The sequence below is a fragment of the Plastoroseomonas hellenica genome (assembly GCF_018129085.1).
GTDB lineage: Bacteria > Pseudomonadota > Alphaproteobacteria > Acetobacterales > Acetobacteraceae > Plastoroseomonas > Plastoroseomonas hellenica.
In genome coordinates this window covers 1-20,053 of record NZ_JAAGBB010000017.1, presented here as the reverse complement: position 1 = coordinate 20,053, position 20,053 = coordinate 1, and the positions used below count along the sequence as shown (strand labels likewise).

Genomic DNA, 20,053 nt, shown 5'->3' with positions numbered 1-20,053 from the left:
CGGTCAGAAGAAGGCCGCCAGGTTCGCCCGGATCCGCGCCAGCACCGGTTGGTCGAGCGGCGGCAGCGGGAATTTCTCGCCGATGATGGTCTCGTAGACCTCCATGTAGATGCGCGCCGCTTCCATGCGCACCTCGGCCGGGATCTCGGGGATCGGGTCCTTGTAGGGGTCGCAGCGCGCGACCACCCAACTCCGCACGAAATCCTTGTCGAAGCTCTGCGGCGCCTGGCCGGCCGCGAAGCGCGCCGGATAGCTGCCGGCGAACCAGTAGCGGCTGGAATCCGGCGTGTGGATCTCGTCTGCCAGCACGATCCGGCCCTCGGCATCGACGCCGAACTCGTATTTGGTGTCGGCGAGGATCAGGCCGCGCTCGGCCGCCATTTCCCGCCCGCGGGCAAAGAGCGCGAGGGCGAGCGCCGAGACCTCCTCCCATTGCGCCGGGGTCAGCAGCTTCGCCTCCAGGATCTGAGCCGCCGTGAGCTCCTCGTCATGGCCGGCGTCGAAGGCCTTGCTGGTCGGCGTGATGATGGTGGCCGGCAGCTTCTGGTTCGGCCGCATGTCATCGGGGAAGCGGTGCCCGTACATCTCCCGCCGCCCGGCCTTGTACATCGAGAGGATGGAGGTCGAGGTGGTGCCCGCCAGGTAGTCCCGCACCACCACCTCGACCGGCATTATGTCGAGCCGCCGGCAGAGCAGCACGTTCGGATCCGGATAGGCGATGACGTGGTTGGGGCAGAGATCGGCGGTGCGGTCGAACCAGTGCCGGGCGATCTGGGTCAGCACCTGGCCCTTCAGCGGGATGGCGGTGAGGATGCGGTCGAAGGCACTGATCCGATCGGTCGCGATGATGATCCTCTGGCCGTCCGGCAGATCGTAATTCTCCCGCACCTTGCCCCGGTAGTGGTTCGGCAGCTCCGGGATGGCGGCGTCCGTGAGCGCGTGGTCGGCATAGGGGAGGAGGGCGGAGAGGGCGTGCGTCATGCTGCCTCCATAGCGCGGTCACGGCGTCCTGTGACGCCCCCTTGCCGCGGACCGGCCGCGCCGCCACTCTCCCGCCCCGTTTCGCCAGGAGGGTCCGCATGGCCAGGAAGCACCGCATCGCTGTCATCCCCGGGGACGGCATCGGCAAGGAGACGGTGCCGGAAGGCCTGCGCGTGCTCGATGCCGCGGCGCGCCGCTTCGGCTTCGAGCTGGAGCTGACCCATCACGACTGGTCCTGCGAGACCTATGTCCAGACCGGCAAGATGATGCCGGATGACGGCCTCGACCGGCTGCGCGACAGCGACAGCATCTTCCTGGGCGCGGTCGGCTGGCCGGGGGTGCCGGACCATGTCTCGCTCTGGGGCCTGCTGATCCCCATTCGGCGGCAATTCGACCAGTACATCTCGCTCCGGCCCTGCCGTCTGCTGCCGGGATCGAAGTCGCCGCTCGCCGATCGCGGGCCAGAGGATATCGATTTCTATGTGGTGCGCGAAAACACCGAAGGCGAATACAGCAGCGTCGGCGGCCGGATGTTCCCCGGGACGGACCGCGAATTCGTCTCCCAGCAATCGATCCTGACCCGCATCGGCACCGACCGCGTGATCAAATATGCGTTCGAGCTGGCGATGACGCGCAAGCGCCGGAAGGTGACCAGTGCCACCAAGTCGAACGGCATCACCTTCACCATGCCGTATTGGGACGAGCGCTTCGCCGAGATGGCGAAGCACTATCCGGAGGTGAAGACCGACCAGTTCCACATCGACATCCTCTGCGCCCATTTCGTGCAGCACCCGGACTGGTTCGACGTGGTGGTGGGCTCCAACCTGTTCGGGGACATCCTTTCCGACCTGGGGCCGGCCGTGGCCGGTTCGATCGGCATCGCCGCCTCGGCCAATATCAACCCTGAGAAGAAATTCCCGAGCATGTTCGAACCGGTGCATGGCAGCGCGCCTGATATCGCCGGCAAGTGGATCTGCAATCCGATCGGCCAGATCTGGTCCGGTGCCATGATGCTGGAGCATCTGGGGGAGAAGGCGGCGGCCGACGCGATCACCGCCACCATCGAGAAGCTGCTGGCCGAGGGCGGCCCCCGGACCCGGGACATGGGCGGCCAGGCGGGCACCGTCGATGTCGGCAAGGCGATTGCCGAGGCGGTAGCCGCAGGTTGAAGGCGGTAGCCGCGGGTTGAGAGCGGTAGCCGCGGGTGAGGGCGTGGCCGCAGATCGCGGGCGGTAGCCGCAGGTTGAAAAAGGGGGCGCGGCGGGCTGAATCGTCCGCCTCTATCGTTCCCATAGACGTCGCCGCTTGATGCGGCGGCGCGGGGAGGGTAGGGTCTTGCAGAGTGTTGCGAATGACTCGCATCTTGCTTCACCGGGGAACACCATGGGCAGCGACTTCAGCTATATCGCCCGCCGCTGCGAACGCGCCGTCGTGACCGCCTATCGCGAGCTGCGCGAGGTGGGAAATGATGACTTCGCGTCGTTCCAGGCCTGCACGGCGCTGTATCGCATCCACCATCCGGAAGCCTCGGTGAACGAAGCGCGGCTGCTGGTTTCCGAATGGATCGACCACCATGTCGTCCGTGCGGATACCGGCCCGACCAGCGGCTGCGAATGCGATTGATGGGCGGAACGCGGCCGGCTCACCCGGCCGCTGACTGCTCCCGAACGCCGGACGCCAAAGAGGCCGCGATGCGGCCTCTTTTGATTCAGGCCCCTTGCCGAGCCTGGTGCCAGCGGATCGATGCGCGGGCGAGGGCATCGATCGTGTCGGCGATCGGGAAGGGCGCCGCCGGGCCGGCGGCGATGCCGAGCGGGATCTCCGTGCATCCGAGCACCACCGCGTGGGCGCCGCGCGCGACCAGCCGCTTCGCGGCCTCCATCAGCGGCTCATAAGCCTCGCGGACATGATTGGCCTTCACCTCCGCGATCGCCGGGCTGACGACTCGCGTCATCTCGGCGTCGTCGGGGGTGATGGTCTCGTAGCCGCGCTGGTCGAGGCGCTTCTGGTAGAGGCGCATCGCCAGCGTCCCCTCGGTGCCGAGCAGGCCGATGCGGCCGCCGCGCAGGCCGAGCCGTGCCAGCTCCTCCGCGGCGGCATCGACGATGTGCAGGATCGGAAGCCGGGTCGCAGCCACCATGCCATCGAACCAGCCGTGCGCGGTGTTGCAGGGGATGGCGATGGCGCCGCAGCCGGCGGCTTCCAGGCCGCTGATACCGCGCAGCAGCCAGGGCAGCGGGTCTTCCCCGGTGCCGCGCTGGGCCGCAGTGCGGTCGGGGACGCGCGGGTCGGACCAGAGCACGGTCGGGATATGGTCCTGGTCGCGCTCGGCCGGCGTCAGCAGCGTCAGCCGTGCCATGAACTGCGCCGAGGCCAAGGGCCCCATGCCGCCCAGCACGCCGAGCATCGGCGCCCCTTGATCCGTCATCGCCATCACAACCCCAACCCGTCCCAGACCAGCTTCACGCCGGTCACCAGCAGCATCGCATAGACCAGATTGTAGAACAGCCGGTCGCTGATCCGCGTCTGCAGCCACATCCCGGTCCGGACGCCGATCGGTGCCAGCGGCAGCAGCAGCAGGCTGGTCAGAAGATTCTCGGCACTGAACTGGCCCAGCAGGACATAGGGCACCAGCTTCACGTAGTTGCAGAGCGCGAAGAAGGCGATCGTGGTCGAGGTCAGCACCGCGCGATCGAGTCGCAGCGGATAGAGATAGACCGCGAGCGGCGGCCCGCCGGCATGGGCGATGGTGCTGGTGAAGCCGGAGACCGCGGCCCAGAACCCGCCCTTGGCCGCACTGTGCGGCGCCGGCGGTGGCAGGCTCCGCCGCCAGGCCTGCCAGGCGGCACGGGCGAGGAAGATCAGCGAGATCAGCCCGACCATCAGCTTGGTCTCGCGGTCGCCGATGGCGCCGAAGGCGAGCCCGCCGAGCAGGATGCCGAGCAAGGCGCCCGGTATCAGCACCCGCATCTCCCGCTGACACCAGCGGCCCCAGATGCGGCGGAGGCCCGTCAGGTCCATGGCGCAGAGCACGGGCAGCGAGATCGCCGCCGCCTGCGGTGCCGGGATCATCAGCGACAGCAAAGGCACCGATGGATTGCCGGCGGCGGAAGCGAAGCCGCCCTTGCTGATCCCGTTGATGAGGAAGGCCGGAATCGCGAGCGCGTAGAACCAGGGATCGGAGATCAGCACGATGCGGGGGGGCCGGGTGACGCCTGTTGCGCCCTCGTGTATGGCACGGGCTTCCGCTTCGCCCAACTGGACCTCCCGCACCATGGACCACATGACCGATCCGCTCTGGCTCGCGGCGCTCGCGGCCGCGATGGCGGCGACGGGGCTTGTCTCCGGCACGCTGGCGGGTCTGCTCGGGGTCGGCGGCGGCATCGTCATCGTGCCGGTGCTGTTCAACATCTTCCCGCTCTTCGCGATCCCCGAAGCGGTGATGATGAAGCTCGCGGTCGGCACCTCGCTCGCGACCATCATCCCGACCTCCATCCAGTCGGCGCGCAAGCACTACGCGAAGGGCGCGATGGACATCCCGCTGCTGCGCTCGATCTGGCCGTCGATCATCACCGGTGTCGTGGTCGGCACCGTGCTCGCGATCTGGCTGAAGGGAGAGGCGCTGACCGCGGTCTTCGCGGTGATCGCGCTGCTGGTCGCGATCAACATGGGCTTCTCGGGCATCGACTACAAAGTCAGGGATCGCTTTCCTGAAGGTGTGGCGCGGCATGCGATCGGCGGCTTTATCGGCACCGTCAGCGCCATGATGGGCATCGGCGGTGGCACGGTCGGCGTGCCGATCCTCTCGGCCTTCGGCACCGCGATCCGGAGCGCGGTCGCCACCGCCTCGGTCTTCGGGCTGATCATCTCCATTCCTGCGACGATCGGCTTCGTCTGGGGCGGCTGGGGCGATCCGCTGACGCCGCCGTTCTCGCTCGGCTATGTCAACCTGATCGGCTTCGCGCTGATCGTGCCGAGCTCTATGCTCGCGACCCCCTGGGGCGTGCATCTGGCGCACACCATCCCGCCGCTGGCGTTGAAGCGCGCCTTCGCCGTGTTCCTGGCGATCACCGCGCTCCGCATGTTCTACAGCCTGCTGGTCTGAAGCGCGGCGTCCGGCAGGGCCGGCGGGCCGGACGGCAGCCCCATCAGCCGCCGCAGCGCCGGCTGCGGCAGCACCAGGAAGCCGTGCAGGGCGAGCGCGACTGTCGCGCCGCCGGCGACGGTCAGCGCGATCGCGAGGGCCGGCGGCAGCCCGAGCGGCAGCAGGGCGACCGCGACCGCCAGCAGCGGCAGGTGGTGCAGGACGAATACCGGCAAGGTCGCGTCCGCCAGCCAGCGCAACGCCGCGGAGGGCCGCGGCGGATAGCGCCCCACCAGGCCGAAGCCGGCGCCGATGGCGCCCCAGGCGCAGATGCCGACGGCGATCCGCCCAGGCAGCGACGGGCCGAACAGCAGCAACCCGGCGAGCCCCGCCAGGAACAGGCCGGCCAGCGTCCAGGCCTCCGCCCGCAAGCGCGCCTCGAGCCCCGGCCAGGATGCCAGCACGGCGCCGGCCAGGAAGCAGAGGGCGAAATGACCGAGATTCGCCCAGTCCTGCACGAGGTTGTGCAGCGCCGGCCAATAGCCGCCGCTCACCGCCAGCCAGAACCCGAGACCGAGGCCCGGCAGCCATATAGCGGCGCGCGACGGCACGCGCTGCAGCGGTGCCCGGCGGGCCAGCGCGGCGAGCATCGGCAGCAGCAGCACCGTGAGCAGCAGCAGGTAGGCGAGGAACCAGAGATGCGACCAGGTGAGCAGGCTCAGCCGCGTCAGGTACCGCGGCAGGAAATCCCCGAAGGGCATCGCCAGCGGCTCCACCAGGCGGAAGCCGGCGAGGCGCAGGTCGCGGCCCTGGCCGAGCTCGATATACTTGATCACCGGCCCGAGGATCAGCAGGCCGGCGGCGAGCGGCACGAAGAGCCGCGCCGCCCTGTTGCCCAGGAAACGGCCGGCGCGGCGGCGGCGCAACGCGCCGACCGAGCCCCAGCCGGCCAGCGCGAAAAAGCCGGCGAGCGCGCCGACGCGCAGGCCGTGGGATAGCAGGGTCGCCGGCCACCAGGATTCCGGCGCCTTGACGTGGTAGCGGGGATCCTCCGCATGCACCATCAGCGCATGGATCAGCAGCACGGCGCCGCAGAGCAGGACGCGCAGCAGGTCGAGATCGGCGCGGCGGGGGACTTCCGGCGGGGCGGCGTCGCTCACGCAGCGGGGGGCGTGTGGTTGCGGTAGGCCTCGCGCAGCTTGGTCTTCAAGAGCTTGCCGGTCGCTGTGTGCGGCAGCTCCTCCACCACGATCACGTCGTCCGGCAACCACCATTTCGCGACCTTGTCCGAGAGGAAGCGCAGCAGCGCTTCCTTGGTCGGGGTGGCGCCTGTCTTGGGTACCACGAGGAGCAGGGGCCGCTCATCCCATTTCGGGTGCGGGATCGCGACCACCGCGGCCTCCGCCACATCCGGATGCGCGACGGCGATGTTCTCGAGCGCGATAGAGCTGATCCATTCGCCGCCGGACTTGATGACGTCCTTGGAGCGGTCGGTGATCTCCATGTAGCCATTCTGGTCGATGGTCGCGACGTCGCCGGTGTCGAAGAAGCCCTCGGCATCCAGCATGCCCGCGGGATCGACCTTGAAATAGGCGGCGGTGACAGTGGGGCCGCGCACCTTGAGGCGGCCGAAGGTCCTGCCGTCCCAGGGCAGCGGCGCGCCTGCATCGTCGGTGATCTTCAGCTCCACCGTGAAGGGCGGCGGGCCTTGGGTGCGCTGCAGATCGAGCGCCGCCTGGCCTTCCAGATGCGCGACCTCCGGCTTGGTGTAGCAGAGCGTGCCGACCGGGGAGGTCTCGGTCATGCCCCAGGCATGCAGGACCTTCACGCCATAGTCGTTCTGGTAGCTCTCGGTCAGTGCCGGCGGGCAGGCCGAGCCGCCGATCGCGACCCGCTGCATGGTCGAGAGGCGGCCGCCGGAGCTCCTGAGATGCTGGAGCAGCATCATCCAGATGGTGGGCACCGCGGCGGAGAAGGTGACGCCTTCGGCCTCCAGCAGCTCATGCACCGAAGCGCCGTCGAGCTTGGCACCCGGCATCACCAGCGCGGCACCGGCGGCGGGCGCCGAGAAGGGCAGGCTCCAGCAATTGGCGTGGAACATCGGCACCACCGGCATGACCACGTCACGCGCGTTCAGGCCGAACATGTCGGCGGCGATCATGGTCATCGCGTGCAGCACGTTGGAACGGTGCGAATAGAGCACGCCCTTCGGATCGCCGGTGGTGCCGGAGGTGTAGCAGAGCCCGGCCGCCGACCGCTCGTCCAGGCTGTGCCAGGCGTAGTCGCCATCGGATTCGGCCAGCCATTCCTCATAGGGGACGGCGTTCGGCAGGCTGGTCTGCGGCATATGCGCGGCATCGGTCAGGATGACATAGCGCCGGATATGCGGCAGTCGCGGCGCGAGCTGCTCCAGCAGCGGGACGAAGGTGAGGTCGGCCAACACCAGCCGGCTCTCGGCATGGTTCAGGATCCAGGCGATCTGGTCAGCGAAGAGGCGCGGATTGACCGTGTGGTAGATCGCACCGATGCCGGTGATGCCGTACCAGGCCTCGAGATGCCGCCAGGTGTTCCAGGCCAGCGTCGCCACCCGGTCGCCCTCGGCAATACCCTCCCGGGCCAGGCGCTTGGCCAGCCGGAGCGAGCGGGCGCGAAGCCCGGCATAATCGGTGCGGTGGATCGGCCCTTCGACCGAGCGGCTCACGATCTTGCGCGACGGATGCTGGATCGCCGCGTGGTCGATCAGGCGATGGATCAGAAGTGGCCAATCCTGCATCAAGCCGAGCATGACGTTCTCCCCGTGGCCCATGCCGGACCATCTCTTTTCTGCCGCTGGACATCTTGCCACGGAAGCGCTTCGGATGCGCAAGACGGCGTATTCGCCGGGCATCAATCGCATCTGAAGAGGAGAGAAACTTGGGCATCCAGCTCGGTCAGATCGCACCCGATTTCGAAGCCGATACCACGCTCGGCCGCATCAAGTTCCATGACTGGCTCGGCAGCTCCTGGGCGGTGCTGTTCAGCCACCCGAAGGACTTCACCCCGGTCTGCACGACCGAGCTCGGTGAGACCGCGCGCCTGAAGCCGGAATTCGACAAGCGCGGCGTGAAGGTCATCGGCCTCTCGGTCGACCCGCTCTCCAGCCATGCCGGATGGGAAGCCGACATCGCGGAGACCCAGGGCCATGCGGTGAACTTCCCGATGATCGCCGACCCAGACCGGGTGGTGTCAAAGCTCTATGACATGGTGCATCCGGAGGCTGATCCCTCGATCACCGTCCGCACCGTCTTCGTGATCGATCCGAACAAGAAGATCCGGCTCTTCCTGGTCTATCCGCCCTCGACCGGGCGCAACTTCGACGAGATCCTGCGGGTCATCGACAGCCTGCAACTCACCGACAGCAAAAAGCTGGCGACGCCGGTGAACTGGCGCCCGGGCGACCGCGCGATCATCCCGCCCTCGATCCCCGACGCCCAGGCGAAGGAGCTCTTTCCGCAGGGTTGGGAAGCCAAGAAGCCCTATCTGCGCTATGTGGAGGTGAAGTGACCGGGAGCTGCTGATTTATCAGCGCTTTTCAGGCCGCTTTGTGGATTTGTCAGCTGTTTCCAGGGCTGAGGCCGGCGGCAGGAGGCGAGCAATCGCCGCCTGCGCCAAAATCGTCTGCTCTGCCGCAGCCGTATAGCGCGGCACCTCGGCGAGCGTTGTATGGCCGGTGATCGGTATGACCTGGTGCGCATTGCACCCGGCAGCGGCTTGTCGAAGAGGCTACCAGCGAAGCGAAACGCGACTGGGGTACCAACCCCGAAACTCGCGGCGTCGCCTTACGGAATGCCCTCGCTGTTGCGACGTCTCTCCATCGAGGCGGGGCCCCATCATCACCCGGTCCAAGCGCGACCGGGTGGCTACCCAACCCCGCTGGCGCCGCCCGCCTTAGTTCGGAAGCGAGGTGCCTCTGGCAGCAGGTTGGCCGACAGGCGGCGGCGCTGTCGCCGCGGCGCGCGGCACCCGAAGGTGATCGAAGGTCCGGATCGTTATCAAGACCCAGTCGGCATCTTGGCCCGCCGCCCGGTGGTAGCGGATGAAGCCGCTGACGAAGCCGCTATCGGCTTTCGCCCATGTGCCCTCGGCACGGCGTTCGTCCACCATGTCGCTGGCCGAGCCAGAAATCAGATATCGGCCGCAGCCTTCGCAATCCACAGCTTTGTTCTCGCCGTTTGCGAACATGCGGGATGCGGAGCCACAGAGCACGCACGGCTCGTGCCGAGCGAGCCTGGCGTTTGTTCCATAGGGGTTTTTGACCTTGGCGTTCGGGATGGTCTCGACCGAGTAGGCCGTTTTGGCCGTCTGTGACACAGGGAGCCTCATGGTGCGGATTCCCGATACAGTAGCGGCATTGGTGACGTGGATAAACGCGGCGGCAGCAGGCCCAACGACGGCATTTCCCCGCCGGGGCGCCGCGGTCCGGGTAGCGGAGAAGGCCTGCAGCTTTCGGAAGCTGAGATTTTGCGCCGAGCGAAGGCGTGGATGCAGCCGGCGTGTAACCGATAATTCTCGATAGGCGACTGGTGTGCCCCATATGCTCCCGTCTTCAGGAAGCGCCGGCGGCTGACCTTGCTCGACCAAGGGGCGGCTATCGTCCTGGGCCTCGCTTTCATCGGCCTCACGGCGGCAGCATCGTACTGGCCGCCGACTGCATTCCCGACGCCGGTCGGTGCAGCAGGTGGATGATCTTCCCTGACGATCGATAGCGGATCTGGCGCCCGCGATGGCGGTGTCGTCGGACCGGTGCTAGCCCTATGAATCGCAGAGCCTTCATTTTCCGGAAGAAGGCGGCGCCATCGATTACTTTGGCGCCGCTTTCCGCGTAAGTGCTTGATTTACTTGCGCGTTCTTGGAGGCTATGTGGAGGTGAAGTAGCCGGGTCGCGGACCGCATCCGGCGCGAGCGAGGGGGAGTGGCCCGATGAGCGGCGTGCCGGATGTGACTGCGACCGAGACCTGGGCGGCGCTGGAGAGCGACCCGGATGCCGCCCTGGTCGATGTGCGGACCGATGCGGAGTGGAACTTCGTCGGCCTGCCGGAGCTCGCGAGCCTCGGCAAGCAGCCGGTGCTGATCCCCTGGCAGGTCTATCCCAGCATGCAGGTGAACGGCGCCTTCGCCGAGCATCTGCGCAAGGCGGGGCTGACGCCGCTCTCGAAGATCTATTTCCTCTGCCGCTCCGGCGCTCGCTCGCTGGCGGCGGGCCAGGCCGCGCAGGCGGCGGGCTTCCCGCACGCCTTCAACGTCGCCGGCGGCTTCGAGGGACCGGTCGATGCCGAGGGGCATCGCGGCGCCGTCTCCGGCTGGAAGGCCGAAGGGCTGCCCTGGCGGCAGCGCTGAGGGACAGGAGGAACACGCCATGGCCGACCGCCTGCCGCTCGACACCGAATTCCTCTTCCGCCTGACGATCGAAGTCGGCGCCCCGGCGCCGGTCGGCGATGCCGGCGATCACGAGCTGCGCATCGTGCCGATCACCGGCGGCCGCTTCGAAGGGCCGCGGCTTTCCGGCGCTATCCTGCCCGGCGGCGCCGACTGGCTGCGCGTGGAGCCGGACGGCACCGCGCGGATCGACGTGCGCCTGACGCTCCAGGACGCCTCCGGCGCGCTGATCTATGTGCAGTATCAGGGCGTGCGCACCGGACCCGCGGCCGTGCTGGAGCGGCTGGCGAAGGGCGAGGCGGTGCCGGCCAGCGACTACTACTTCCGCGCCGCGATGCGCTTCGAGACGGCGGCGCCGGCGCTGCGCTGGCTCAACCGCACCATTGCCATCGCAACCGGGCAGAGGCCGCCCTCCGGCCCTTGCTACGACGTCTACGCGGTGAAGTAAGAGCCGATCAGCCCCGCAGCGCCTTGATCTGCGCCGGATAGCCCGACGGATCGACGGCGACGTCGATCACCGAAGGGCCGGGCAGGGCGAGCGCCTCGGCCAGCGCAGCATCCAGCGCCGCTTCGCTGCCGGCGGTGAAGCCGGCAGCCCCCATGGCGCGGGCGGCGGCGGCGAAATCGACCCTCGGCCAGTCGAGCGTGCGATCCGGCAGGTCGCGGCCTCCCTTCTTGATGTCGATCAGTGACAGCCCGGCATCGTTGAGGACCACGGTCACCAGCTTCACCCCAAGGGTCGCCGCGGTCGCGACCTCGCCAAGCTGCATCAGCAACCCGCCATCGCCGATGAAGGCCATCGCGCCGCGCGCCGGGTCATGCAGCGCGGCGGCGATGCCGGCCGGCAGCGCGAAGCCCATAGTGGCGAGGCCGTTCGAGATCAGCAGGTCGCCGGGGCGCGACGCTTCCCAATAGGTGGTCGCCGGAAACATGTGGGCGCCGGCATCGACCGCGAGCCGCGGATCGGCGCCCGCCCTGCGGCAAGCGGCCTGGGCGATCTCCACCACGCGCTGCGGGCCGAGGCCGCGCGCATTGTGGCCGCCGCCGGGATTGGCCAGCACTCGCTTCCAGGTCTCGCGGAAGCGGGCGATCTCGGCCGGCGTCCAGGCGGACGGCGCCAGCCCTTCCGCGAGCGCGCGCAACATGGGCGCGAGCGCGCCATAACAGGCGGCATCCGGCTGGCGGTAATGCAGCGGGCGCGGCGCGGTGCCGCAATCGAGCAGCGGTACCCCCCAGCGCCAGGGTTTTGGGATGAACTCCACCGGGTCGGCGCCGAGCAGCAGGATGGCGTCCGCCTGGTCAAGCACAGGCGCCTCGGCTGCGCCGCCGGTGAAGATGCCGGCGAAGAGCGGGTCGGCGTCGGGGACCGCGCCCTTGCCCTTGTAGGTGACGAGTGCCGGGCAGCCCAGCGCCGCAACCAGGGCGCGCGCGGCCAGCGCGGCGTCGGGATCCAGCAGTTCGAGGCCGAGGATCGCGACCGGCCGCTTCGCGCGGCCAAGCAGTGACCGCGCCGCGGCCAACGCCGCGGTATCGGCGACTGATGGCATCGGGCGCGCGAATCGCGGCATGGCTGCGGCGGGCGCGCGCGCGGCTTCGGCCGACATCTCGATCAGCGCGGCGCCGCAGGGCGCGGCGAGGGCCGTGGCGAGCGCCCGGTGGGCGGCCATGCCGGCCGGCATGGTGTCCAGCGCGACCGTTTCCTTGGCGACCGGCGCCATCATGGCGGCATGGTCGAAATACTGGTGCGTCGCGAAGCCGCGCTCGGCCGGCGCGAAGCCGTCGGCGACCAGCACCAGCGGGCTGCGTTCCAGCGCTGCATTGGCCATGGCATTGGCGGCATTGCCGACGCCCGGGCCGCGCGTGCAGAGCGCGATGCCTGGCGTGCCGGAGAGCTCAGCGGTGACCGAGGCCATCACCCCGGCCGCGAATTCGTGCCGCGCCAGGACGAAGCCGATCCCCTCCCGCTTGGCGGCGGCGATCAGGTCGAGGCTGGACCCGCCGCCCGGCACGCCGAAGATCCGTGCGACGCCTGCCTCCGCGAATGCCCTCGCCAGCACCTCCGCCCCCGATTGCTCCGCCATTCGATCGTTCCCTCCATTCGATTGGGGGAGGATAGGGGCGGCGCGGCGGGTCGTGAATTCCCGCACCGCCGCATGGCTGCGCGCGCTGTGCACGCGCTTTGGGCAGAAGCCGGGTCCACCGGCGGTTTTGAGACGCCATCGTGCTTGCACCGGGCGCTGCTTCCTGCAACCTCAATGGGCAGAGACGCCAGACTGGGTCCGCACTGACTATCGTCAGCGCGAACCCGATCTGGCAGCTTTTCTGCCGAGCAGATTCACGCCTCCGGCCGACGCCCGGCCTGCGACGATCTGCTCGGGAGCGCCCTGGGGGAGCCTTCGCATTGCAGCCGCGTGAGACGCCGCCCGCCTTCGACGAGATGCATGCCGCCACCGGCGTGCGCCCTGCCTATGCGCAGATCGAGCGATGGTTGGCCGGCACCTCACCGGAAGCGCTCGGTCTCAAGCGGCGCGAAGCGGAGCTGCTGTTCCGCCGCCTCGGCATCACCTTCGCGGTCTATGGCGAAGGCGGCGACCCCGAGCGGCTGATTCCCTTCGACCTGATCCCGCGCATCATCGGCCGCGGCGAATGGGACCGGCTCGCGCGCGGGCTGGAACAGCGGGTGCGGGCGCTGAACCTGTTCCTGCAGGATGTCTACGGCAAGCGCGAGATCCTGCGCGCCGGCCGCATCCCGGAACAGCTCGTGCTCGGCAACCCCGTATACCGGCCGATCATGGAAGGCTTCGTGCCGCCGGCCGGGGTCTATACCCATGTCTCCGGCATCGACGTGGTGCGCACCGGCCCGGACGAGTTCCACGTGCTGGAGGATAATTGCCGCACGCCCTCCGGCGTCTCCTACATGCTCGAGAACCGGGAGGCGATGATGCGCCTCTTCCCCGAGCTGTTCACGACGCACCGCATCGCGCCCGTCGGCCGTTACCCGGAGGAATTGCTGGAGACGCTGAAGGCGGTGGCGCCCAGAACCTGCCCGGCGGATCCGCGTGTCGTGCTGCTGACGCCCGGCGCCTACAACAGCGCCTATTACGAGCATTGCTTCCTGGCCGACGAGATGGGCGTCGAGGCGGTGGAGGGCGCCGACCTCTTCGTCCGCGACGACGTGGTCTACATGCGGACCACGACCGGGCCGCAGCGGGTCGACGTCATCTATCGCCGGATCGACGACGACTATCTCGACCCGGAGGCCTTCCTGCCGGAATCGATGCTCGGCGTCGCGGGGCTGATGCGGGCCTATCGGGCCGGCAACGTCGCGCTGGCCAATGCGCCCGGCGCGGGAATCGCCGACGACAAGGCGATCTACCCCTATGTGCCGGAGATGGTGCGCTTCTATCTCAGCGAGGAGCCGCTGCTCTCCAACGTGCCGACCTATCTCTGCGATCGGGAGGCCGACCGCGCCTATGTGCTGGAGCATATCCACGAGCTGGTGGTGAAGCTGACGCATGGCTCCGGCGGCTACGGCATGCTGATCGGGCCGCACAGCACCAAGGCGCAATGCGAGGAATTCACGGCCCGTATCAAGGCGAAGCCCGCCGAGTACATCGCCCAGCCGACGCTGGCGCTCTCCACCGTGCCGACCCTGGTGGAGGCGGGAATCGCGCCGCGCCATGTCGATCTCCGGCCCTTCATCCTGACCGGCAAGGAGGTGCGGATCATCCCCGGCGGGCTGACCCGCGTGGCGCTCCGCGACGGGTCGCTGGTGGTGAATTCGAGCCAGGGCGGCGGCACCAAGGACACCTGGGTTTTGCAGGACGACCCGCCTGCGGCGGGTGCCGCGGTTCCGCAGGACGGCCGGACGCCGGCCGCCACGCAATCCCAGTCCCAGCGGCAGGGGGATTGAGGCCATGCTGAGCCGCACCGCGGACAGCCTGTTCTGGCTTGGCCGCTACACCGAACGCGCCGGCAATGTCGCGCGCGGCCTGATGGTCGCGGCCCGCATGGCCGGTCTCACCCATCGCGACGAGGAATGGCGGTCCCTGCTGGTCGCGACCGGGGGCGAGACCGGGTTCTACGCGAAGCACGGCGAGGCGACGCGGGACGCCGTGCTGCACTACCTGATCCTGGATGCCGACAATCCGTCCGGCCTGCTGCCCTCGATCGAGGCGGCGCGGCGCAATGCGCGGCAGGTGCGCGCGGCGCTGACCGTCGACATGTGGGAGGCGATCAACGACACCTGGAACGAGGCGCGCAAGATGGCGCCCCAGGCGCTCTCCAGCGACGGACTGGCGCCCTTCCTCGATTGGGTGAAGGCACGGTCGCTGCTCTTCTACGGCGCCGCGGCCGACACCATGCTGCGCGACGAAGCCTGGCGCTTCACCCATCTCGGCACCATGCTGGAGCGCGGCGACAACACTGCGCGGCTGCTCGATGTGCGGCATACGCTGCTGGCAAAGCAGCCGGACGCCGAGGGCAGCGCGATCGACTACCTGCAATGGCAGGCGGTGCTGCGCAGCGTCTCTGCCCAGCGCGCCTATCAATGGCTCTATCACGCGCGCCTGCAGCCGCATCTGGTGGCCGAACTGCTGATCCTGCGGCCGGAGCTGCCGCGCTCCATGATCGCCTGCTATCGCCGAGTGGAATCGACGCTCGACATGATCGCCAGCGCCGCCGGCGGGCGGCGCGGGGAATGCCACCGCCTCGCGGGGGAGCAGCATGCCCGGCTCAAGTTCGGTCGGATCGAGCCCATCCTGGCGACGGGACTGCACGACTTCCTGACCGAATGCATCGATCGCAACGTGGAACTCGGGCAGCAGATCGCGCGCTTCTATCTGACGGCGTGAGGGGGTAAACGGGCGGGCATCCCAGGGAGGGAGGGCAAGCCCGTGACCTATTGCGTCGGCCTCTATCTCGACGAAGGCTTGGTCCTGCTGTCCGACACCCGTACCAATGCGGGCGTCGACAACATCTCGATCTTCTCGAAAATGCAGGTGGATGAGGTGCCGGGGCAGCGGGTCTTTGCCATGCTCTCCTCCGGCAACCTCGCGATCAGCCAGGCGGTGTGGAACCGGCTGTCGGAAGGCGTGATGCTCGACGGCTTCCGCCAGACGCTCCGTGACGTGCCAACCATGTTTCGCGCCGCCCAGCTCGTCGGCGCCGCGGTCCGGGAAGTCTATCAGACCGACGGACAGGCGATGGCGGCCCAGGGTGTCGGCTTCGACGTGGCGCTGCTGCTCGGCGGGCAGATCGCGGGGGCGGCGCACCGGCTGTTCCTGATCTATGCCGCCGGCAATTTCATCGAGGCGACCCAGGACACGCCTTTCCTGCAGATCGGCGAGCACAAATACGGCAAGCCGATCCTGGATCGGGTGGTGGAATTCGGCACGCCCCTGATGGACGGCATCAAGCTGGTCCTGGTCTCCATGGACAGCACGCTGCGCTCCAATCTGACGGTCGGCTTGCCGGTCGACCTGCTGGTCGTCCGGCGCGATGCGCTGGCGGCCGGGCTGCGCCGGCGCATCACCGAGGAGGATGAGTATTTCCGGGGCGTGCGCGACGGCTGGTCGGGCGCGCTCCGCGACGCCTACCGGGCGATGCCGGCGCCGGACTGGGTTATCAGCTGAACCCTTGCGGATTGGCAGTGGCCGGCTGATCCTCACCTCGAGTGGTGCGGCAAGCGCCCGCAGGACCAGGGGAGGAGGACAGCATGATTTCGCGCCGCGTTGCGCTCGGCAGCCTGACCGCGCTTTTCGCAGCACCCGCCGTCCGGGCGCAGGCGCCCTGGCCGACGCGGCCGGTGCGCATCATCGTGCCCTTCGGCCTCGGCGGCTCGGCCGATGTCGCGGCCCGCTTCCTGGCCGAGCCGCTCTCCCAGGCGCTGGGGCAGCCCTTCGTGGTGGAGAACCGGCCCGGCGGTGGTGCCACCATCGGCACCGACGCCGTGGCCAAGGCGGCACCCGACGGCCACACGCTGCTGCTGATGTCGAACACCCATACGGCGAACGAGACGCTGCTGCCGAGCCGGCCCTATGTGCTGTTGCGCGACCTGGCGCCGGTCGCCGCGATCAACGTCGCCTACCACGTGCTGGCGATCCATCCCTCGCTGCCGGCGCGGACGCTGCCGGAGCTGGTCGCGCATCTGAAGGCCAATCCGGGCCGCGTGGACTACGCCTCCTCCGGCCCCGGCACGCCCTATCACATCGCGGGCGAGGTCTTCGCGGCGATGGCCGGAGTGGAGATCAACCACATCCCCTTCCGCGGGTCGAACGAAGCGCGGACGGCTGTCATCGCGGGACAGGTGCCGATGATGTTCGACGCCATCCCGACGATGCGGGAGCAGATCACCGGCGGGCGCGTCCTCGGCCTTGCGACCACGGGACCCGAGCGCAGCCCGCTGCTGCCCGAGCTGCCGGCGGTGGCGGAGACGGTCGCGGGCTATGAGGCCTCGATCTGGCTGGGCCTGATGGCACCGGCGGCGGTGCCACGCGCGGTCGTCGACCGGTTGAACGCGGAGGTGAACCGGCTGCTGGCCCTGCCGGCGACGCAGGAAGCGCAGGCCCGCATGGGAGCGTTGCCGATGCCGATGACCATCGAGGCGTTCCGCGCCTTCGTGACGCGCGACGTCGACCGCCAGCGGGAATGGATCCGCATGGCGCGCATCCAGGCGAATTGAGAGTCCGAACCATGGCCGAGCCGCTGACCCTCTCGCTCGCCTGCACGCTCTCGGACCGCACGCGGCCGGTGCTGGACGGGCGCGTCGCCACTCCGAAGCTGCGCTTCCACGCCATCCCGGGCGAGCCGGAGGAGATCTTCCGGCGGGCGCTGCGCGACCGCGCCTTCGAGATCTCCGAACTCTCGATGGGCAGCCACATCGTGACCACGGCGCGGGGCGACGCGCCCTATGTCGGGGTGCCGGTCTTCCTCTCGCGCGCCTTCCGGCATTCCGCGATTTATGTGCGGACCGACCGCGGCATCCGCACCGCAGCCGACCTCGCGGGGCGGACCATCGGGCTGCCGGAATACCAGCAGACGGCGGCGCTCTGGGTGCGGGGCATCCTGCGCGAGCATCATGGCGTCGACACCAAGGCCGTCCGCTGGCGGATCGGCAATGAGCGCATCGCGATCACGCTGCCCGAGGGCTTCGACGTGCAGCCGGCGGGCGAGAGCCTGGAGACGGCGCTGGCCGAAGGCCGGATCGACGCCCTGATCGGACCGCGGCCGCCCGCCTGCTACCTGGCGCGCTCGGCGCCGGTCGACCGCCTGTTCCCGGACTACCGGTGCGAGGAGGAGGCCTGGCACCGCACGACCGGCTTCTTCCCGATCATGCATTGCCTGGCCGTGCGCAGGGACGTCGCCGAACAGCATCCCTGGCTGCCGGCGGAGCTGTTCCGCGCCTTCGCCTGCGCCAAGGCGATGTCGCTGGAAGAGCTCGCCATGGTGAACGTGCTGCGCGTCTCGCTGCCTTGGATCGCCGCCGAGGCGGCGGCGCAGACCGCCTTCATGGGGGGCAACCCCTGGCCCTATGGCTTTGCGCGCAACCGCGACGAGATCGCGGCCATGATCCGCTACGCACGGGACGATGGGCTCGCGGCACGGCTGATCGAGCCCGAGGAGCTGTTCCACCCGAGCGTGCTGGGTCTCGAGGATCTTTAGTGTCAGGAATAGAGAGGATACGACCATGACCCATCGCATCGCGCGTCGGGCGGCACTCGGGCTGGCCGGCACGGTGCTGGCGGCGCCGGCGCTGCGCGCGCAGTCCAACACCATCCGCATCATCGTGCCCTTCGCCGCGGGTGGATCGACCGATGCGGTGGCGCGGCTGGTCTCGCCGGGGCTGACGCAGCGGCTGGGCCAGACGGTGATCGTGGAGAACCGATCGGGTGCGGCCGGCTCCATCGGCACCGACCTGGTGGCCAAGGCACGGCCGGACGGGCTGACCTGGCTGCTGACCTTCGACAGCCATTCGGTGATGCCGGTGCTGCTGCCGAGCCTGCCCTTCGACCTGACGCGCGACCTGGATCCCGTGATGCTGATCGGCGGCGCGCCCTATGTCATCGCGACCAGGTCGGACAAGCCCTACCGCAACCTGGCCGATGTGGTGGAGGCGGCGAAGGCGCGGCCCGACGAGGTCTCCTATGGCAGCACCGGCAACGGCACCATCGGACATCTGACCATGGTGCTGTTGCAATCCCGCACCGGCATCCGCATGCCGCATCTGCCCTATCGCGGCGGCGGCCTCGCGGTGAATGATGCGGTCGCCGGGCATATCGAGATGATGATCGGCAGCGCCGCGCTGGTCGCGCCGCACATCGCCGGCGGCACGCTGCGCGCCGTCGCGCAGTTCGGGCCGGCGCGGCTGGCCGGCCTCGCGCAGGTGCAGACCGCGGAGGAGGCGGGCTTCCAGGGGCTGACGGCGGAGGCCTGGTGGGGCGTCTTCGCGCCGCATGGCATGCCGGGGGCGATGGTCACGCGCATGAACGCGGCGCTGCGCGAGACCCTGAGCGAGGCGCGCACCAGACAGCAGATGCAGGAGACGCAGCAGGCCCGCCTGGTCCTCTCCGACCCCGCCGCGCTCAGGACCTTCCTGGACGGCGAGGTGGCGAAATGGTCGCGCGTGGTGCGCGAGAACCAGATCCGCCCGGATTGAGGCGACCGCGGGGAAATTAACCCCGGCGCGCCCAGGGATCGGTTTGCCAGCGCTGGCGAAGCCGGGCGGTGAGGGCGCGCAGTTTCTCGTCCCACTCGGCGGCCGGCACCAGATGGGGGGTGCGGCCCTGGGCTGTGTTCTGGGCGGTGAATTCGGGGTCGGCGAGCACCGATTCCAGCGCCTCGGCAAGGCCATGGCGCATCAGCTCCGGCACACCCTTCGGCATCGCGAAGCCGCGCTGGGTCACCGGCACGCTCGGCAGGCCGACCTCGGTGAAGAGCGGAACATCAGGCAGCAGCGGGCTGCGCGCCTCGGCGGCGATGGCGGCTGCCTGGAACTTGTTCTCGCGCAGCGCATTGATGGCGTCCGGCAGCGGCAGCAGCGCGGCAGTGAGATTGCCCGCGATCACCGCCTGGCGTGCGGTACCGGGTGAGGGGAAGGCGATGGGCGTCAGCGGCAGCGCCGCCGTGATCATGGTCACCGCGAGCTGCCCGGCACTGCCGGTCGGCGGGCAGCCGAGCCGACCGCGGTCGCCGATGCCGCGCAGCGTCGGGATGTCGGGCGTGATGCCGGGGGCGACCACCAGCACCAGCAGCTCCTCGGTGATGGCGCCCAGGAAATCGAGCCGTTCCAGGGTGGCGACCGCGTCGGTCTCGACGGCGCGGGCGATGAGGGCTGGCATCGCCACGGTGCCGATGGCGCGGCCATCGGGCAGCGCATCGGCGATGGCCCGGGCGGCGACCATGCCGCCATCGCCCGCCAGGTTGGCGACCGAGACGCTGCTGCGCGGCCAGTGCCGTTCGAGGAAGGGCGCAAAGCCGCGTGCCCAGCGGTCGGGCGCCGAGCCGCCCGGCGCGCCGACCACGAGGGTCAGCGGCAGGGCGCGCTGCGCGACCGCCGGCCGCGCCAGCAGCGCG

Annotated in this window: 20 protein-coding genes; 12 read left to right on the top strand and 8 right to left on the bottom strand. The window is 69.3% G+C overall.

The window, feature by feature from the left end; translation table 11 throughout:
* Nucleotides 1-3: 3 nt before the first annotated feature.
* Nucleotides 4-981, bottom strand: a complete 978-nt coding sequence (locus GXW71_RS15160; RefSeq protein WP_211853370.1) for a phosphoribosylaminoimidazolesuccinocarboxamide synthase — start codon at nucleotides 979-981, stop codon at nucleotides 4-6.
* A gap of 98 nt (nucleotides 982-1,079) precedes the next feature.
* Between GXW71_RS15160 and GXW71_RS15155 the strand changes: the two genes are divergently transcribed.
* Both GXW71_RS15155 and GXW71_RS15150 read left to right on the top strand, forming a co-directional pair.
* The gene (locus tag GXW71_RS15155) at nucleotides 1,080-2,150 is read left to right on the top strand and encodes a tartrate dehydrogenase (RefSeq protein ID WP_211853369.1); all 1,071 of its coding nucleotides are present in this window, start codon (nucleotides 1,080-1,082) and stop codon (nucleotides 2,148-2,150) included.
* A gap of 214 nt (nucleotides 2,151-2,364) precedes the next feature.
* Nucleotides 2,365-2,604, top strand: a complete 240-nt coding sequence (locus GXW71_RS15150) for a hypothetical protein (RefSeq protein WP_211853368.1) — start codon at nucleotides 2,365-2,367, stop codon at nucleotides 2,602-2,604.
* Between the two features lie 85 nt (nucleotides 2,605-2,689).
* Here the strand turns inward: GXW71_RS15150 and cuyB are convergent, their stop codons facing one another.
* Both cuyB and GXW71_RS15140 read right to left on the bottom strand, forming a co-directional pair.
* Nucleotides 2,690-3,415 (bottom strand): cysteate racemase, encoded by a 726-nt coding sequence (gene cuyB / locus GXW71_RS15145; RefSeq protein WP_246526603.1) that lies wholly within the window; start codon nucleotides 3,413-3,415, stop codon nucleotides 2,690-2,692.
* The gene (locus GXW71_RS15140) at nucleotides 3,415-4,266 is read right to left on the bottom strand and encodes a sulfite exporter TauE/SafE family protein (RefSeq protein WP_246526602.1); all 852 of its coding nucleotides are present in this window, start codon (nucleotides 4,264-4,266) and stop codon (nucleotides 3,415-3,417) included. Before GXW71_RS15140 ends, cuyB begins: the two co-directional genes overlap by 1 nt.
* Between GXW71_RS15140 and GXW71_RS15135 the strand changes: the two genes are divergently transcribed.
* Nucleotides 4,256-5,086, top strand: coding sequence for a sulfite exporter TauE/SafE family protein (locus GXW71_RS15135; protein ID WP_408901825.1), 831 nt, complete (start codon nucleotides 4,256-4,258; stop codon nucleotides 5,084-5,086). The genes GXW71_RS15140 and GXW71_RS15135 overlap by 11 nt on opposite strands.
* Here GXW71_RS15135 and GXW71_RS15130 read toward each other — a convergent pair.
* Together GXW71_RS15130 and GXW71_RS15125 are read right to left on the bottom strand one after the other, a co-directional pair.
* Complete coding sequence (locus tag GXW71_RS15130; RefSeq protein ID WP_211853367.1) at nucleotides 5,068-6,225, bottom strand: acyltransferase family protein; 1,158 nt, start codon at nucleotides 6,223-6,225, stop codon at nucleotides 5,068-5,070. The two genes, GXW71_RS15135 and GXW71_RS15130, sit on opposite strands and share 19 nt — an antisense overlap.
* Entirely contained in the window at nucleotides 6,222-7,850 is a 1,629-nt protein-coding gene (locus tag GXW71_RS15125; RefSeq protein ID WP_211853366.1) for a long-chain-fatty-acid--CoA ligase, read from the bottom strand. Before GXW71_RS15125 ends, GXW71_RS15130 begins: the two co-directional genes overlap by 4 nt.
* Before the next feature lie 128 nt (nucleotides 7,851-7,978).
* On the opposite strand from GXW71_RS15125, the gene GXW71_RS15120 reads away from it, so the two are divergent.
* The gene (locus GXW71_RS15120) at nucleotides 7,979-8,608 is read left to right on the top strand and encodes a peroxiredoxin (RefSeq protein WP_211853365.1); all 630 of its coding nucleotides are present in this window, start codon (nucleotides 7,979-7,981) and stop codon (nucleotides 8,606-8,608) included.
* Nucleotides 8,609-8,992: 384 nt separating this feature from the next.
* Here the strand turns inward: GXW71_RS15120 and GXW71_RS15115 are convergent, their stop codons facing one another.
* On the bottom strand, nucleotides 8,993-9,415 hold the full coding sequence (locus tag GXW71_RS15115; protein WP_211853364.1) for a hypothetical protein: 423 nt from the start codon (nucleotides 9,413-9,415) through the stop codon (nucleotides 8,993-8,995).
* Between the two features lie 609 nt (nucleotides 9,416-10,024).
* Between GXW71_RS15115 and GXW71_RS15110 the strand changes: the two genes are divergently transcribed.
* On the top strand, nucleotides 10,025-10,441 hold the full coding sequence (locus GXW71_RS15110; RefSeq protein ID WP_211853363.1) for a rhodanese-like domain-containing protein: 417 nt from the start codon (nucleotides 10,025-10,027) through the stop codon (nucleotides 10,439-10,441).
* 19 nt (nucleotides 10,442-10,460) lie between these two features.
* A complete protein-coding gene (locus GXW71_RS15105; RefSeq protein ID WP_211853362.1) occupies nucleotides 10,461-10,928 on the top strand; it encodes a DUF3237 domain-containing protein in 468 nt (155 codons plus the stop codon).
* A 7-nt stretch (nucleotides 10,929-10,935) separates the two neighbouring features.
* Here GXW71_RS15105 and GXW71_RS15100 read toward each other — a convergent pair whose 3' ends face one another.
* On the bottom strand, nucleotides 10,936-12,561 hold the full coding sequence (locus tag GXW71_RS15100) for a thiamine pyrophosphate-dependent enzyme (RefSeq protein WP_211853361.1): 1,626 nt from the start codon (nucleotides 12,559-12,561) through the stop codon (nucleotides 10,936-10,938).
* Between the two features lie 320 nt (nucleotides 12,562-12,881).
* Between GXW71_RS15100 and GXW71_RS15095 the strand changes: the two genes are divergently transcribed.
* The 6 genes from GXW71_RS15095 to GXW71_RS15070 all read left to right on the top strand — a co-directional run bounded on the left by GXW71_RS15095 (nucleotide 12,882) and on the right by GXW71_RS15070 (nucleotide 19,136).
* Nucleotides 12,882-14,393, top strand: coding sequence for a circularly permuted type 2 ATP-grasp protein (locus GXW71_RS15095; protein WP_456315988.1), 1,512 nt, complete (start codon nucleotides 12,882-12,884; stop codon nucleotides 14,391-14,393).
* Between the two features lie 4 nt (nucleotides 14,394-14,397).
* The gene (locus tag GXW71_RS15090) at nucleotides 14,398-15,333 is read left to right on the top strand and encodes an alpha-E domain-containing protein (RefSeq protein WP_211853360.1); all 936 of its coding nucleotides are present in this window, start codon (nucleotides 14,398-14,400) and stop codon (nucleotides 15,331-15,333) included.
* 42 nt (nucleotides 15,334-15,375) lie between these two features.
* Nucleotides 15,376-16,113, top strand: coding sequence for a peptidase (locus GXW71_RS15085; RefSeq protein WP_211853359.1), 738 nt, complete (start codon nucleotides 15,376-15,378; stop codon nucleotides 16,111-16,113).
* 83 nt (nucleotides 16,114-16,196) lie between these two features.
* The gene (locus tag GXW71_RS15080) at nucleotides 16,197-17,162 is read left to right on the top strand and encodes a Bug family tripartite tricarboxylate transporter substrate binding protein (protein WP_211853358.1); all 966 of its coding nucleotides are present in this window, start codon (nucleotides 16,197-16,199) and stop codon (nucleotides 17,160-17,162) included.
* 11 nt (nucleotides 17,163-17,173) lie between these two features.
* A complete protein-coding gene (locus GXW71_RS15075; RefSeq protein ID WP_211853357.1) occupies nucleotides 17,174-18,142 on the top strand; it encodes an ABC transporter substrate-binding protein in 969 nt (322 codons plus the stop codon).
* A gap of 25 nt (nucleotides 18,143-18,167) precedes the next feature.
* On the top strand, nucleotides 18,168-19,136 hold the full coding sequence (locus tag GXW71_RS15070) for a tripartite tricarboxylate transporter substrate binding protein (protein ID WP_211853356.1): 969 nt from the start codon (nucleotides 18,168-18,170) through the stop codon (nucleotides 19,134-19,136).
* 16 nt (nucleotides 19,137-19,152) lie between these two features.
* Here the strand turns inward: GXW71_RS15070 and GXW71_RS15065 are convergent.
* The coding region (locus GXW71_RS15065; RefSeq protein WP_211853355.1) for a tripartite tricarboxylate transporter substrate-binding protein at nucleotides 19,153-20,053 on the bottom strand (901 nt) is incomplete at its 5' end.